Below are 15265 nucleotides of genomic sequence, written 5' to 3'. Positions count from 1 at the left end.
TACTTATTTCAATACTGAACGACTTGGATAGCAAATTTGTTCAGAAGATATATTTTTAGTCACTATAGCACCCGCTCCAACTATGGAACCTTGCTCAAGCGTCATATTTTGAATCACGGTCGCACTTGCGCCAATATAAACATTATCATATGTACTGACTTGACCACATAATATCGCTCTCGGTGCAATATGATTGTACTGCCCAATGACACTATCATGTTCAATAATAGTACCACTATTAATGATCGAATGGGCACCAATGGTGACTCCCGCTTGAATGATAGCCCCTGAAAAAATTTGAGCACCTTGCTCTATCTCAGCAAATGAGGAGATCTGAGCACTATCAGAAATCACGGTTTCAAATGTGTAGCCCAGAGAGAGAAAGTACTCATTTAGTTTACGCTTTAACCCTGACTTAGGGAGCATACCTACGCCATTAACCAAATGTACTGAGTCTGGTGAAAAACCAAGTACATCGTCATCATTTTTAAGATGTGTTAGGCCAGAGAAAACACGACGTAGGCTAATATCCTCCGGGCTAACAATCGCAAGTATTTCACGCTGCTGCTGACGAAGGATATCAACCAATACGCTTGCGTGACCTCCTCCGCCAATAACAATCAGAGGCTTTAACCCTGCATTACTCAACAATTAAATCTCCTGCTTTATAATCTTGGCTTGCAGGTTGATTCAATAGCGCCCAATAGTGGTATGGCGACATTCCTGACCCCGGGCGTTTAATTGTGAGGTTATCTTCTGTAATAAGCTCACCTTGTTGAATCGCCTTAGCTGCGACTAAACTTTTACGTGCAACGGCTTTATTTTTTACTTCTGATACCGTTGGACTTTTTACTCCGATCCCCAAAGCCACTTCAACTTGACGGATTGCACTTACCATAGCCGTTAACTCTTGAGGCTCTAAAGAAGCTTTATGGTCTGGGCCTTCCATGTTTTGATCTAACGTAAAGTGCTTTTCAATTAATACTGCACCACGAGCAACAGCCGCAATAGGAATGGTAATACCTTCACTGTGATCGGAATAGCCTGCGGGTAACTCAAATGCACGACCTAATGTATCCATTGCTTTGAGATTGATTTCAGCCATTGGCGCTGGATATTCTGTTGTACAATGTAATATCGTGACTTTTTGTTTTAACGCTTGCTGACCTTGCTCTGAAGCATAAGCCTGCTGAAAGGCTAACTCACTTGGCTCTGCTGTTTTATCTGCAACATAACCAAAAGCAATGACGCCTAATACCGCTTCAATTTCTGACAAGGTTGCCATGCCAGTAGAGACAATTAAATCACATCCAGTACGAGCGTGCTCTAAAACCAATGGGGCATTGGTAATTTCACCTGATGGAATTTTAAGACGAGTTAACCCTAAATCATTTACTAAAAAATCAAGGCTTTCTGAATCAAACGCGGTTGAAAGAAATTCAATACCTAACGATTCACAATGCTTAACTAATTGATGGTGAACATCATACGAAAGCTCTAAACGACTTAACATCGCTAATTGTGATTCTTGTTTTTGAGTATTAGTAACTTGATACTCAGCTTGAACCGCATCTTCCGTTACTAGATTTTTTGCTTTAAAGGTTTGAAATTTAACAATGTCTGCGCCTGCGTGATAAGCCGCATCTACAAGTTGAAAGGCGAGATTTTCATCACCGTTATGGTTAACGCCAGCTTCTGCAATAATTAGGGTCATGACTCTCTCACTCTACATCATTAAAAGTTATATCGTAAAACGCTTTACTTGGTGTGAATTGCAACGATTTAATCATTTCAATCACTTTACCGCTAGTATCACCCTGACCATATGGGTTATGGATTTTCTCATCAACAAGTTTATAAGTTCGATCTATCGCGACTTCTATCGCGTCTGAAATCGACTGTTGATTAGGTTCAACATTTAGCACACTCTTAGCGGCTAAACGCCCTTTTTGTCTTGAGCCTATATTTACCGTTGGAACATCAAAGGCAGGCACTTCAATTATTCCGCTTGATGAATTACCAATAACAGCAGTTGCATGCATAACCGAGCTAAGATAACGAACCTGACCTAAAGAAGGGATTGCTAATACTCGCGTTGGATTGCTACGAGCGTATTCTTCAAGAATTGGGATTATACGTCGACCACCATCATCAGCATTTGGGTAGGTTAAAATAACTTGATGATCTGGGTACTCATCTAACGCATTTAATAAGGCTTGAAAACTCTCTTCAGGGGCTTCATCACCTAAGGTTACCGGGTGATAAGTAACCAAAAAGAAAGGTTTATCTAGAGTAAAGTTCAATGATTCAGATAACTCTGCTACGCTCATAAATGTCGAACGCTTTAAGTGATCTAACCCAATAGCTCCAACATTTTGTACTCGATTTGGTGCTTCACCTAGCTGTATTACACGTTGACGATATTCTTCAGTTGATGTTCCGTGCAAATAACTGAGTTTAGTTATTGCATGGCGAATCGCATCATCATAAGCGCCTTCGGTGATCTCACCGCCATGTAAATGAACAATGGGAATTCGCATGATCATTGCGGTTTGTGCCGCAGCTAACGCTTCAAAACGGTCACCAAGGATCACTAGGACATCAGGTTGCAAGCGTGCAAGAGAATCTGCAAAACCTAATACACCAAGTCCCATACTTTTGGCTGTGCCGACTGCTGAATCGGATGAAAGAAGGATCTCTATTTTTTCATCAATAACAAAACCATCTGCTTCTATTTGCTGATAAGTCTCACCAAACTCTGGAGATAAATGCATGCCCGATACCAAAAGCTGCAATTGAAGTTCTGGATCATTTTGAATGTCTTTTAAAAGCCAAAAGAGCAGACCATACTCTGCTCTTGTACCTGTGAAAACGGCTACTTTCTTATTTATTAATGACTTACTCATAATAAACCAATTACCTCTTGTTATCTTTTTTCAATTACAGAGCAATAGGCGTGCTAGGTAAGTTGATTAAATGCGCTTCAATATGCTCAGACTGAGTTAAATCACCACGAGGAGCGTCTTTAAACATAGGTAAACGATGCATTAATTGCCAAATTGGACGAGTCATCACACCTGATTCATTGGTTTGCTTTAACATATCATCACGCACTTGTGCCGATGGACAAATTACAGCATTTAACCAGTAATTAGATTGTGCATATTCAGGTTCAACCACAAATTGGAAATCATTTTCAGCAAAAAATTCTTGATAACGATTTGCCAATACTCGCTTCTGAGCTAAGTATAGTTCCAATACTTCCATCTGAGCACAACCTAACGCTGCATTAAGGTTTGGCATTCGATAATTAAAACCAGCTTCATCATGATAGAACTCATAAGGATGAGGTACTTTGGCAGTCGTCGTTACATGTTTTGTTCGAGCACCAAGCTCTGCAGTTTTGCACAACACCATGCCACCACCACCAGTCGTTATAATTTTATTACCATTAAAACTAACCGCACCAAAATCACCTAAAGTACCCGTGTGCTTTCCTTTGTAGAAAGACCCTAAACTTTCAGCGGCGTCTTCAACTAAAGTAATATTCCATTTATGACAAACAGCAATCAACTCATCTAACTCAACTGGGTGACCAAAGGTATGCATTGGTACAACCGCACGAATTGGACGTTTAGTTTGCTTATGAAGACAACCTATCTCCGTCACTTGCGCGTGTTGGGTTAAATACGCATCCATCGCTTTAGGACAAAGCCCTAAACTCACAGGAGACACATCGACAAAGATTGGCTCTGCCCCCATATGATGCAAGGCATTACACGTTGCTACAAAAGTAAGCGCTTGAGTAATGACAAAATCACCATGCTGAACGCCTGCCATATACAAGGCAGCATGAAGCGCAGCGGTTCCATTAACCGTCGCAACCGCTTTTGCTGTTCCTGTATAGGATTCTATTTTTTGTTCGAATTCATCAACAAATTTACCAACACTAGATACGAAGGTGCTTTGAATGGTTTCTAGTACGTATTTCTGCTCATTGCCATCAAATGTAGGGGCATGCAGTGGGATAAAATCATTGGTTTGGTAAATATCTCGCACAAACTCAACTAATGGTGTTTTGCTCATTACTCTGCTCTCTGCTTTTTAATTACATTTTGCTATCAAGGTATTTGCCAGTTTCTTTGTGTCCAAAGTCAGGGATCATGGTAAAGAATAATTGTACGATTTCTTCTTTAGTCCATTGACGATCTGACTTCATTTGACCGATTTTTTGTTCAAATAGTTCAAGTAACTCTTGTTGATAAAGTGGATCATTTTTAATGATGCCTAAATTATCAAAGCGCGCCATATCTAGTGTTTCTTTATCCGTGAAAAATTCTTCAAAATCTTTTTCACCAGTAGTATCACTAGAGGTAAATAAACATGGCCACTTACCTTGAGCGGGTAATGTTTTAACTAATTCACGAGCTTCATCTTCACTTTCACATAAATGAGGTTCATAACCAATTTGCTTTAAGTATTTTACCGCAATATCCGCAAATGAAATTAAGTGTAGCGCTTCACTGAGTTTAGGGAAGAAGATATCTCGGTTTTCACCAAAAACACACGACATTAAACACAACTCACCAGACTCTTGTGGAGTAACAAAATAACGTTTGATGTCATTTGGAGCCACAATCGGTTGGTTCTTTTGAATTCGCTGATTAAAGCCGTGAAGCAAAGAACCGTCAGAAAAAGCAACGTTAGCAAAACGAGCCGTAGAGATAGCAATCTCTTCACTCTTGCGCATTAAGAACATTTCCATAATACGCTTTGAAGCGCCCATCATATTGACAGGGTTTGCAGCTTTATCGGTAGAGACACAGAAGTATTTTTTCGCGCCAGCATCAATCGATTGTTGAATGGTTTTGTCGGTATTAAACACGTTTACATCAATCATACGCATCAAAGTGAATGGATCTTTTTCACTACGCACATGCTTCAGTGCAGATAAATTCAATACATAATCATACTGGCCATCGGCTTTGATAAACGCATCATATTCAATAGAACCAATATCTAAGGCGAAAGTTTGGAAGTCACCATTGATGTAACCAAATGAACTACGAATATCGCGAACTAGCTCAACCATGTTGTTTTCACTGATATCAACAACATGTAGCTTTTGAGGGTTACGTTTAAAGATTTCTTTGGTCACTGCTTGGCCGATTGAGCCAGCACCACCAAGAACTAGAAAGCGTGATTGGGATACTATTTGCTGTAATGCTTCTTCACTCAGTTCTATATCACTTTTAAATAGTTGATTTTCTCTTCCAATTAATTCCAACATATCTCACCTTACTTAAAAATAGATTTAATTTTTCTTTTTAATGTTTTTGAAAACCGATTCTTTCTTATTATATTAACTTCCAAAGATTTAGCATTTTCAAAAAAATATGGTGTTGTACTTACCGCATTCCAATATAAATCAGCCCCATTTGTTTCCATAGATATCCATGGTTTTCCTTTGTCAGTACAATAATAATGCAATATATTAACATTCATTTTATTGTCAAACTTAAAACTAGGAAAATTCCAAGACTCATCAATTATATTTTTACTATCTTTAAATGTTTTATTAATTATATCTTGATCATGATATAAGTAATCATATTTAGTTGCATTATCTATCAATAAATCAATATAACCATTCCGTATAATATCTAAATCAAACAAAATAACGCCAGAGTTTATATAATTAACTTTCTCATTATCATCAAGTCCTAACTCAGTAGTCATATAATCATATAACGAACCATTAAAACCCTTTCTCTTTAATTCCTTAGTATAAACCCCCCTATTTTTTTCAACATTTGACAAATTAATATCCCTGACCCCAGAGATAGCCTTTCTATTATTCCCCTCTAAATACAATAAAGACACATCGCCTAATATTACTGTATCAGGATCTATATAAAGAACTTTACTAATATCCTTTAATACAAGTGGTGTTATTATTCGATAATAAGCTCCTCGTGTTACTTGCCTTGATTCATAAACTTTTTTAAACACGCTATTAAATACTACAGATACATCTGTAAAAATGACATTTACATTACTAGCGCCTTGAAATATTGAAGTGATTTTATTTTGATTTTCATCAGATATATCTTCATGAAGTATATATACATCATACAATATATTTTCATTCACACTAGTTTTTAATGAGGACAGCATTGATGCCGCTACTCGACAGAAACCATTATCAAACCCTAATGCTATATTTACTTTACTCATAACAACACCTATTTATTTAACACCTTAATTATGGATGGACTTTTTTTATTAAATCCAATAACCGTAATATCGTTTCCTACATTTTTCGTAACGATAGCATTAGCTCCAATAATACAATTTTCTCCAATAGTTATGCCACCTAACAGTTTTGCTCCAGATCCTATTAAGCTTCCTCTCTTTATCTGTGGCATATTATTTGTACTATCAAAGTTACCTCCAAGTGTTACTTGATGGTAAATACGACAATTCTCTTCAATTTTAGCTTGAGAACCTATTACAATACCACATGGATGTGGAAACATGACTGAAGGGTGAATTTCCGCAACATGGCTAATATCACAGTTATAAACATAAAAAATACGGCGCTGAAAATACTTTCTGATTATTTTACAGTGGCTAGTTCCCCAAAACATCAAATCAAGTTCAGCACGAAATTTTTTAATCGGATTAGAGGTAAATAACCATTTTATTATCAAAGAAATCATAACTAACCTTCTTTATTAGCCATAAAGTACAACGTTCTTAACACTGTACATTTCAGAGAATATAACTCCCGAGTCAGTCTGTTTTTTTTCTCTTTTTTAGTTAACTCTCCGATCGTAGAATCAAATTCCGTCTCATTCTTTACCACACCAGGTCTAATACCTTTGCACGGAACATGGTTTAGCCAAAACTGGTCCATGTAATCATCTACGGGTAAATACCATTCTTGCGAAGCTGAAATAAATTTTTGAGCTGCTTGAGGGGAAAGTAAATATGCTCTTGCAGCGCTAGGTCCTCGTTTATATTGCACAATATCAAAACCATGATGATACTCAAGATTATTAAATGGTCGATATCTACCATTTACAAATAAGTGTAAATACTCATGTTTTTTTATGTTTAGGATTTTTTCTATATCATCCTTAAAATTTGGTTCCAGTTGCGCATCATCTTCAATAACCACGATTGGCTGATTTAACTGAACGCATTTTTCCCATAATAAATAATGGCTAGCAAAACACCCTAATTCACCTTTGGTTAACTCACAACCTTTGTATCTCAACCTTTTTTTACGGTTGTATTTTTCAAATAGTGGATGTTCGCCCTTGCGGCCATCAATGGCATCAAAAAATTCGAAATCCATATCAATTGCATCAAATTGCTGTTGTATGCTTTCTCTACGGTCTGTGGCCGTTTTTAAACTAATGACATAAATCATTTTTATACCTTGTTCTTTAAAAAAGTGACGGTTTTACTTCTGCATTTAAAAAAACTGCTTCCCATTAAAATCCCCTACCTTACTGGCCGGCCCCCCCCCCAAAAAAAAGATAACGTTACCTGAAGAAAAGTGGACAACAACAGCACCGCAGGATATCACTGCATTATTTCCGATACTCACACCTTTAAGGACGGTCAACCTTACACCAACCTACACCTTATCACCAATCTCTATCGCGTTATTTGGATTAGTTTGCGCACTGGAGGCATCGGTTATTTTATGCAAATCGCTGTCCATAAATAGCGTTTGCCAAGAAACTAAACAAAATTGACCAAAGCGAATGGTTTTTCTACACACAATCGCGCTTTCACCAGAAAAATTACAGCCATCACCTAAGATAATGATAAACACGTATTATTTTTTTCACATTCATATAGTATAGCCAACCTGCTCTAATTATTGTTTAAGTTTTCACCAGCACTGCCGATATAACGGTATCTTCCATTCGCTATACTTAGTCTTACTATGCATAACCTGAACACCACCACACACTCCCATATAAATAATCGACTGTACGCCCTTGACTGGCTTAGAGTTATTGCTGCGATTGCCGTGGTGCTTTTTCATTATATTCCATTGCTTAATCAAGATACATTGCCGATTTGGCTTGCGCCCTTCCAATATGGTTATTTTGGCGTTGAGATCTTCTTTATGATAAGTGGATTTGTGATCTTAATGAGTGCGGAAGGTGCGTCAACATGGTCATTCTTTACTTCTCGCGTCACTCGTATTTATCCCGCATTATGGATATGCGCCTCGATTACGGCGATTTCTGCGTTGTTAATTGTCAATGATAAATATGAAGTTTCTATCGCTCAATACCTTGCTAACTTAACCTTATTGCACCGTCAATTCTCACAGTCTCACCTTGATGGCGTGTATTGGACATTAACCATTGAGTTGCGTTTTTACCTGCTGATTGGTGTGTTTATTTGGCTGAAGAAGCTCGACAAATTGCCTGTATTTTTAAATCTATGGCTGTTGGTGTGCGCATTCTCACTCGCGACTAAAGAGAACCCATCTAAACTGTTATATTGGGGTTCCTATTTTATTGCAGGGGCTTATTTTTATTATATTCATAAGCATGGTCTTGCCTTAAAACGCATACTTCCTTTATCGATTGCGCTGTGTTGTTCGCTATATCAAGCTTATGATTATACAAAAGGGGATTTATCTCAAACAACAGCAATGGCGATCATTTTTGTGGCTTACTGCCTCTTTGCAGTGATCATCTTTTATACCTCATCATGGCAACCTAACCCAATGTTCGCCAAGATAACAGTAATTGGTGGGGCAATGACTTATCCACTCTATTTGGTTCATCAAAATGCGGGGATTGTCTTGTTTAACCTATTGCCTGATTGGGTATCACCCTTAGCTAAGATTGGAATGGTATGTGTGATCATGTTACTTTTGGCTTTTATCATTGCTCATTATTTAGAGAAACCATTAAGTAAAAAAGTGAAGCAGGGATTAGTGTCATTAAGAGAAAGACAACTGAAGAAAAAACCAGAGATTCCAAGCATTAAAAGAGCCTAAAACCTCTGGGTATCGTCCCCTCTTTTATGTGTTATCGATAAAAGAGGGGACGATGATAATATATGTTGCGCCTTATTTATTAAATCGACTGATCTGATCTAACGCTTCTTGAAGGTGTTGGTAATTCAATTCACCGTCTTTTAATGGGCGGTTTGTTTTATCCAACAGTTGATATTGACCCGTTGCATGCACTTCTAAGATCGACTCTTTATCTATAATAGCGTAACCGCTGTAGTTAGAAGACATAATCCAATTACGATCCACATGCTTGCCCAGTAAATCTTCACCTACAGAGTAATCTTTAATGTTATTAGTGACACCTAAATAGTGCTTCATTAATGTTGGCACCACATCTTGATGGCTGGTTAAGTCATCCGCTGACCAATCTAACGTTTTACCATTTACCTTTGGCCCAAAAACAGCAAATGGAACATTCACTTGAGCATCAGTAAAGTTACTATTATGGCCCCAGAAATTCATGCGATTATCGTTCATTTCTTGACCATGATCACCAGTAATAATCACTAGAGTATTATCTAAATCACCGGTTTCTTTTAGTTTATCTAATACTTGTTTTGCAACACTATCAACAAAATGTACGCTGGTTTTATAGCGATTAAAGAATGGCGTTGGATCGCTATCATTATTCAACTCTAAATAATTGATATTATCCAGCATTGGCTCATAACGATGCGCGTAGTCTTTCGGGAAATCATACCCATGTGGCGCATCATAAAATAAAAACGAAAATGCAGGTTTTGACGTGTCACGCTTGCTGTACCACTCTAACCAATCTTTGGTTAAGTCTTTATCTAACTCTGATGGTGAGCCACCTTCTGATTTAATGCGTAAATTAGGGATGTTTTTAAATACCGTTTGGTTAAACTCTGGTTTTTCTAACTGAGCGGCGGTGAAAATCCCCATGTCGTAGTTCAACTCCTGCAAGCGATCTATCAATAGCGGTGTTTTTTGGTTGGCTAAGAAACCATGCCAATAGGTGCCTGGTATGCCATAGAACAATCCAAAAATACCCGTCCGCGTCGCATTACCTGTGGCGATATGATTATTAAAAATCACACCTGATTGTGCGTATTCCCACATGTTTGGCGTATTTTCGGCATTGAAGGTGTCTGCGCGCCAAGAGTCAACAGCCAAAATCATGATGTTGATTGGTTTTTCAACCGCTTCTTTCTGTAATGGTGCAAGCGGGTAATTTAAATCACTTTTACGATTAAGTTTCATTGCTTGTTGTTGAGCTATCGCCTCTTCATTTACCCATCCGTATTTTTTCATCATGCTTGTTGATGTTGCAGGATAAAAAACAGGTAAGTAACGCTTCACTGTCGTCACTGGCTGGTAGGCATTCGCTGCTGCCCAAATATGAATACCGTGTGTAGCGAGTAATGCAAAAAAAGTGATAATTGCAAATTTACGACCCAATTTATGCTGAGTTACTGCTGCTGGCTTTTCTAGCCAAGAGATCAATAAATATTGACCAGCAACCAGAGCTACCACTCCACCAATAACCGTTATCCATGTAATTAACGGGAAGCTCACCACTTGACCCGATAGGACTAACTCTAATACAACTGCATTAATGTGGAATCGATATTGGGCAAATACCATGGTATCAATGAACAAGGTCGCTATGCCCAGTGAAGCAATGATCGCCTGAGTCGCATTACGCATTTTGGCGTTAGAGATGAAAATAGCAGGTAAAGCGACAAGACCGATTAATCCGGCTAACAACACCATTTGGCTAAAGGTGCCTGAAATAAGGAAGCTCAAGCCCAGTACATCCGTTGGGATCTCAGGTAAAAACGCAAAGTAACGACTTGCGATTGCCATTGCTATCAAACTGTTGATTAAAATAAGCCAACCATGGCTATGCAATTTCTGTTTTAGTGTGAACGTATTCAAAATAATGAATCCAACGGTAAATAAGTGAATGTAAAATTACATGATGTGATGATCGGAGAGTAAATGCGACCATTCATTCTCTGACCAATGTATTTGTCTTTTGTTTACTTCTTTTTTAAATGATCGTTGCAATCGGCTCCAGTTACCTTGCTTCCAATTATCGCCTTTTTGTTGGTAGCATTTATCAAAATCAATTATCCAAACGTTATCTAAATCATCAATCAAAATGTTATGAATGTTTAAATCGCTGTGATTGACCTGCGCCGCATGCATTTTGCGAATTTCATTACCAATTTTTTGATACATCTCTTTTGATAATGGTTTTTCTTGTAAAATAGCGACAAGATCTCGTGCATTCGGGACCTTCTCACTTAATAAATCAGCTTGATAACAAAACGTTCGCTTAGTGGCTCGGGCGGCGATGGGTCTCGGCACATTGACACCGGCGGATCGCAGTACTTTTAGCAACTGAAACTCTTTATGGCTGCGTGTAGCTTCCCAACCAGTAAAAATGTAGTGATCTTTGATTAGCTTTCCAAACAAGCCACCACGACGATAGTGGCGCAATGCTGCATCCATCTTATCTAATGCAATAAACCACGTGGTTCCGCGCCCTTGGGCTGACCCGATGATTTTATTTTGTTGCTGCCAAAATACCGGATCACAACAGTGCTCTGGTGATTCACTAAGGATTGAGTCGTCATACCAAATGGTTTGTTTTTTGTTTTGAATTTTTTTCATATAAAAGCCAAGGGTTCAGGTCGCTTCGCTTGCAGGATTCAGGGGTATTCGCGGTAATTACGAAAATAACAGCTACTCCCCCTGAATCCTTTAAGGGAGCTTGCGACCGATCTGAATCCTGCGTTTTTGCCATTTTACATTTATGAGCGTTAATAGCATAATTCTACCTCATTCTTTCTGGGTAAACATCTCTATGGCTTTATTCTCTTCTGCCCCTGACTCACTCTGTATATTACGCTTATCTGCTATTGGTGATGTGTGCCATGCTGTTGCGGCAGTTCAAGCAATTCAAAAAGAGTGGCCGACAACCAAAATCACTTGGATTGTGGGAAAAATAGAAGCGCAATTAATTCATGATTTACCTGATATTACGGTAATCCCGTTTGATAAAAAACTGGGATTAAAAGGGATGAAAGCAATATGGTCACAACTGAATAACCAACGTTTTGATGCGTTAGTTCATATGCAACTTGCGCTACGTGCTAGTATCTTAACGCTTGGTATAAAAGCTAAATATAAAGTCGGTTTTAATCGCAAGCGCGCGAAAGAAGGCCAATGGCTTTTTACCAATCGCAAAATTGAAGATACGGCCTCAGCGCATGTTCTAGATAGCTTCTACTCTTTTGTTGAGTATCTTGGTGTACCTAAAAGTGAACCGACATGGAATATCCCATTATCTGACGATGACTTTTCATTTGTGAATGCACATATTCCAGCAGACAAACCTTATGTGGTTATTTCCCCTGCTGCGAGTAAGGATGAGCGTAATTGGTTGACTGAGCGCTATGCTCAATTATCTGACTGGTTAACAGCACAAGGCTACCAAGTGGCACTTTGTGGTTCGCCAAGTGATCGTGAAAAGCAACTTGGCAACAGTATTGAATCATTTGCCAACTCTCCACTTATTAATTTAATTGGTAAAACGTCATTAAAACAACTGACCGCTGTATTAAATAAAGCGGCTGTGGTCATTGCCCCTGATTCAGGCCCTGCACATATCGCCACGACACAAGGTACTCCTGTAATAGGCTTATATGGCCACAGTAATCCTAAACGCACCGGACCATACAATAGCTTGATTTATGTGGTGAGTGTGTATGAACAGCATGTAACGCAACAACAAAATAAGCCTATTAATGAGTTAAAATGGAGCACTCGCGTTAAAGGCGAGCACATAATGCAAGATATTACTCTTGATATGGTTACTAACTCATTTCAGCAACTAGCAAGTACTTTCAATAGTACTGAAAAAGGGAATAAATAATGACAACATCATCTCCAACCTTAGCGGTTGCGCTTATTGTTAAAAATGAAGCAAAACATTTAAAAGCCTGTCTTGATACCGTTGCAGGGTGGGTTGATGAAATTGTGATAATGGACTCAGGTAGTACTGATTCGACTGAAACCATTGCTCGTGAATTTACTGATAAATTTATCATAAATAAAGAGTGGCCAGGGTTTGGTAAACAGCGTCAATTAGCACAACAGCACGTTACCTCCGATTATGTATTATGGCTTGATGCCGATGAGAGAGTCACTCCAGAGTTAAAAACTGAAATTTTAGCTGCCGTGAAAGCAAACAAAGCAAACATCGCCTATAAAATAAACCGCTCAAGCTCTGCATTTGGAAAGTTTATTAAGCACTCTGGTTGGTCTCCTGATTGGGTTGTTCGTTTATATAAAACCAATGAAACACAATATAGCGACTCTCTTGTACATGAAAGTGTCGTTATTCCAAACCACATTCAAGTCAACGCATTAACTGGCCGTTTATTGCATTTCACATACGATGCCTTGCAGCAATATAATGCAAAAAATGTCATGTATATAAAATCTTGGGTCGACCAACGCGAAGGAAAAAAGAAAGGCTCACTCAGTGGTGCTTTTCTTCATGGCTTCTTTTGCTTTATCCGTATGTATATTTTAAAGCGTGGTTTTTTGGATGGCAGACATGGTCTATTGCTTGCCACATTAAGCGCAAGTGTGACATTTAATCGTTATGCTGATCTCTGGCTGCGAGATTACAATAAATCAAACAAGGAATAATGATGAAAATTTATCATGTTAACCTTGCTCGTGGTTTCAGTGGCGGAGAACAACAAACCCTCGCACTCATCCAGCAACATCGAAAAGAGAAGCAAAATATCGCAGTCATTGCTTTAACTAACAGCCCTTTTTATGATGCGGTATCTGATTTAGGTTGTGAAGTCATTACTGTTCGACATTATCTACTAGGCCACACGATTTCTCTTCCAAAAGACGCGGTTTTGCATGTTCATGAGGGACATGCTATCTATTGGGCTGCACTTCAACATAAAGTCAGTCAAACGCCTTATATCATTACTCGACGTTTAGACAATCCTATTAAGAAAAAATGGCTCACTACTTTTGCGTATTCAAATGCAGCGGCCATTGTTGGGATCAGCACTTGTGTTTCTGATGTGATACTAAAACGCCTCCCACAGCAATATGTTGTAACCATTCCTGATTCACCAGTTACTTACCCGATCAATCATTCTGAAGTTGCTAACATTAGGGAGCGATTTAAGGGTAAATTTTTGGTGATACAAGCCGGTAATATGATCCCTCATAAAGGGTTTGATGTCACCGTTAGCGCCGCAATGCTACTGAAAGATCCTCGTGTTCATCTCTGTTTATTGGGAGATGGAAAACAACGCGGTGAACTCGAAAAGCAAGCTTCTGAATTAACTAATATTTCGTTTATGGGTCGCCAACATAATATGGGTGACTGGTTTGCTGCTGCAGATTTGTTAATCCACCCATCTTATACTGAAGGGCTCGGGTCTGTGATTTTAGAAGGCATGAGTACAGGGCTTCCTGCTATTGGTTCGCGTGCAGGAGGGATCCCTGACATTATTGAACATGAAAAATCAGGGCTACTTATCGAGCCGGGTAACTCTGTAGAACTGGCAGAAAACATTGAAAAAATAGCTAATAATGCCACGCTAAAAGAGCACTTAATTGAAGGTGGGCGTGAAAAATTAACCGCCTTTATGATTGAGCATACTGCGGCTCTGTATTTCAAGGTTTACCAACGAGCTTTACAACATGACTAAATTAACGCTTTATCCTGGCACTTTTGATCCAATCACTAATGGGCATTTAGATTTAATTAAACGCTCTGCCGCCATGTTTGATCACATTATTGTGGCGGTGGCGGCCAGTCCGAGTAAAAAGACTTTATTTACGCTCGATGAGCGCGTTCAATTGGTGCAAGACGTGACTCAGGATCTGCCAAACGTGTCCGTTGAGGGTTTCTCTGGACTAATGGTGGATTTTGCAAAAGAAAAAGAGGCGAACTTACTGGTTCGAGGCTTAAGAACCACGATGGATTTTGAGTATGAATTTGGCTTAACTAGTATGTATCGTAAGCTAATGCCGGAGTTAGAGAGTGTATTTCTTACGCCTTCTGAAGAGTATGCTTTTCTCTCTTCGACCATTGTTCGCGAAGTGGCATTACATGGGGGAAGTGTGGAAGCCTTTGTTCCTTCTGTGGTAAATCACGCATTACAGCATAAAGTAAAGTCACCAGTTTAATGCCCAAAC

At 38.8% G+C, this 15265-nt stretch carries 16 protein-coding genes; 5 read left to right on the top strand and 11 right to left on the bottom strand.

What is annotated here, in order from left to right:
• Positions 1-3 precede the first annotated feature (3 nt).
• The 9 genes from PVK63_RS09175 to PVK63_RS09135 form a co-directional block, all read right to left on the bottom strand.
• Complete coding sequence (locus PVK63_RS09175; RefSeq protein WP_274440338.1) at positions 4-648, bottom strand: acetyltransferase; 645 nt, start codon at positions 646-648, stop codon at positions 4-6.
• Positions 641-1714 carry an N-acetylneuraminate synthase gene (gene neuB, locus PVK63_RS09170; RefSeq protein ID WP_274440259.1) on the bottom strand — a complete coding sequence of 358 codons (1074 nt, stop codon included), beginning with the start codon at positions 1712-1714 and terminating at the stop codon, positions 641-643. The genes PVK63_RS09175 and neuB overlap by 8 nt, the downstream gene beginning before the upstream one ends.
• Before the next feature lie 7 nt (positions 1715-1721).
• Complete coding sequence (gene neuC / locus PVK63_RS09165; protein ID WP_130045044.1) at positions 1722-2906, bottom strand: UDP-N-acetylglucosamine 2-epimerase; 1185 nt, start codon at positions 2904-2906, stop codon at positions 1722-1724.
• A gap of 34 nt (positions 2907-2940) precedes the next feature.
• Positions 2941-4086, bottom strand: a complete 1146-nt coding sequence (locus PVK63_RS09160; protein ID WP_274440260.1) for a LegC family aminotransferase — start codon at positions 4084-4086, stop codon at positions 2941-2943.
• 22 nt (positions 4087-4108) lie between these two features.
• The gene (locus PVK63_RS09155) at positions 4109-5290 is read right to left on the bottom strand and encodes a UDP-N-acetylglucosamine 4,6-dehydratase (RefSeq protein WP_274440261.1); all 1182 of its coding nucleotides are present in this window, start codon (positions 5288-5290) and stop codon (positions 4109-4111) included.
• An 8-nt stretch (positions 5291-5298) separates the two neighbouring features.
• Positions 5299-6237, bottom strand: a complete 939-nt coding sequence (locus PVK63_RS09150; protein WP_274440262.1) for a glycosyltransferase family 8 protein — start codon at positions 6235-6237, stop codon at positions 5299-5301.
• An 8-nt stretch (positions 6238-6245) separates the two neighbouring features.
• On the bottom strand, positions 6246-6722 hold the full coding sequence (locus tag PVK63_RS09145) for a serine O-acetyltransferase (protein WP_274440263.1): 477 nt from the start codon (positions 6720-6722) through the stop codon (positions 6246-6248).
• Positions 6723-6724: 2 nt separating this feature from the next.
• Positions 6725-7438: a glycosyltransferase family 25 protein gene (locus tag PVK63_RS09140; RefSeq protein ID WP_274440264.1), complete on the bottom strand. Its 714-nt coding sequence runs from the start codon at positions 7436-7438 to the stop codon at positions 6725-6727.
• A 210-nt stretch (positions 7439-7648) separates the two neighbouring features.
• Positions 7649-7849 carry a hypothetical protein gene (locus PVK63_RS09135; RefSeq protein WP_274440265.1) on the bottom strand — a complete coding sequence of 67 codons (201 nt, stop codon included), beginning with the start codon at positions 7847-7849 and terminating at the stop codon, positions 7649-7651.
• Positions 7850-7963: 114 nt separating this feature from the next.
• Between PVK63_RS09135 and PVK63_RS09130 the strand changes: the two genes are divergently transcribed.
• Complete coding sequence (locus PVK63_RS09130; RefSeq protein WP_274440266.1) at positions 7964-9037, top strand: acyltransferase family protein; 1074 nt, start codon at positions 7964-7966, stop codon at positions 9035-9037.
• Between the two features lie 72 nt (positions 9038-9109).
• Here the strand turns inward: PVK63_RS09130 and PVK63_RS09125 are convergent, their stop codons facing one another.
• Complete coding sequence (locus PVK63_RS09125; protein ID WP_274440339.1) at positions 9110-10963, bottom strand: DUF3413 domain-containing protein; 1854 nt, start codon at positions 10961-10963, stop codon at positions 9110-9112.
• Between the two features lie 30 nt (positions 10964-10993).
• Positions 10994-11698 (bottom strand): 3-deoxy-D-manno-octulosonic acid kinase, encoded by a 705-nt coding sequence (locus tag PVK63_RS09120; protein WP_274440267.1) that lies wholly within the window; start codon positions 11696-11698, stop codon positions 10994-10996.
• Positions 11699-11891: 193 nt separating this feature from the next.
• Between PVK63_RS09120 and PVK63_RS09115 the strand changes: the two genes are divergently transcribed.
• The 4 genes from PVK63_RS09115 to coaD are packed head-to-tail and all read left to right on the top strand — an operon-like array spanning position 11892 to position 15256.
• Entirely contained in the window at positions 11892-12962 is a 1071-nt protein-coding gene (locus tag PVK63_RS09115; RefSeq protein WP_274440269.1) for a glycosyltransferase family 9 protein, read from the top strand.
• Positions 12962-13744, top strand: a complete 783-nt coding sequence (locus tag PVK63_RS09110) for a glycosyltransferase family 2 protein (protein ID WP_274440270.1) — start codon at positions 12962-12964, stop codon at positions 13742-13744. The genes PVK63_RS09115 and PVK63_RS09110 overlap by 1 nt, the downstream gene beginning before the upstream one ends.
• A gap of 2 nt (positions 13745-13746) precedes the next feature.
• Positions 13747-14775: a glycosyltransferase family 4 protein gene (locus PVK63_RS09105; protein WP_274440271.1), complete on the top strand. Its 1029-nt coding sequence runs from the start codon at positions 13747-13749 to the stop codon at positions 14773-14775.
• Complete coding sequence (gene coaD / locus PVK63_RS09100) at positions 14768-15256, top strand: pantetheine-phosphate adenylyltransferase (RefSeq protein ID WP_130088251.1); 489 nt, start codon at positions 14768-14770, stop codon at positions 15254-15256. Before PVK63_RS09105 ends, coaD begins: the two co-directional genes overlap by 8 nt.
• Positions 15257-15265 lie beyond the last annotated feature (9 nt).

The sequence above is a fragment of the Aliivibrio sp. S2TY2 genome (assembly GCF_028765525.1).
Classification (GTDB): domain Bacteria; phylum Pseudomonadota; class Gammaproteobacteria; order Enterobacterales; family Vibrionaceae; genus Aliivibrio; species Aliivibrio finisterrensis_A.
This window is presented reverse-complemented; position numbering and strand designations above follow the sequence as displayed.

Excerpts from the sequence above, each read along its gene's own strand:
- PVK63_RS09140 (WP_274440264.1), bottom strand. The coding sequence starts at position 7,438 with ATGATTTATGTCATTAGTTTAAAAACGGCCACAGACCGTAGAGAAAGC.
- PVK63_RS09145 (WP_274440263.1), bottom strand. The coding sequence starts at position 6,722 with ATGATTTCTTTGATAATAAAATGGTTATTTACCTCTAATCCGATTAAA.
- coaD (WP_130088251.1), top strand. The coding sequence starts at position 14,768 with ATGACTAAATTAACGCTTTATCCTGGCACTTTTGATCCAATCACTAAT.
- PVK63_RS09115 (WP_274440269.1), top strand. The coding sequence starts at position 11,892 with ATGGCTTTATTCTCTTCTGCCCCTGACTCACTCTGTATATTACGCTTA.
- PVK63_RS09160 (WP_274440260.1), bottom strand. The coding sequence starts at position 4,086 with ATGAGCAAAACACCATTAGTTGAGTTTGTGCGAGATATTTACCAAACC.
- PVK63_RS09110 (WP_274440270.1), top strand. The coding sequence starts at position 12,962 with ATGACAACATCATCTCCAACCTTAGCGGTTGCGCTTATTGTTAAAAAT.
- PVK63_RS09130 (WP_274440266.1), top strand. The coding sequence starts at position 7,964 with ATGCATAACCTGAACACCACCACACACTCCCATATAAATAATCGACTG.
- PVK63_RS09120 (WP_274440267.1), bottom strand. The coding sequence starts at position 11,698 with ATGAAAAAAATTCAAAACAAAAAACAAACCATTTGGTATGACGACTCA.
- neuC (WP_130045044.1), bottom strand. The coding sequence starts at position 2,906 with ATGAGTAAGTCATTAATAAATAAGAAAGTAGCCGTTTTCACAGGTACA.
- neuB (WP_274440259.1), bottom strand. The coding sequence starts at position 1,714 with ATGACCCTAATTATTGCAGAAGCTGGCGTTAACCATAACGGTGATGAA.
- PVK63_RS09155 (WP_274440261.1), bottom strand. The coding sequence starts at position 5,290 with ATGTTGGAATTAATTGGAAGAGAAAATCAACTATTTAAAAGTGATATA.
- PVK63_RS09150 (WP_274440262.1), bottom strand. The coding sequence starts at position 6,237 with ATGAGTAAAGTAAATATAGCATTAGGGTTTGATAATGGTTTCTGTCGA.
- PVK63_RS09105 (WP_274440271.1), top strand. The coding sequence starts at position 13,747 with ATGAAAATTTATCATGTTAACCTTGCTCGTGGTTTCAGTGGCGGAGAA.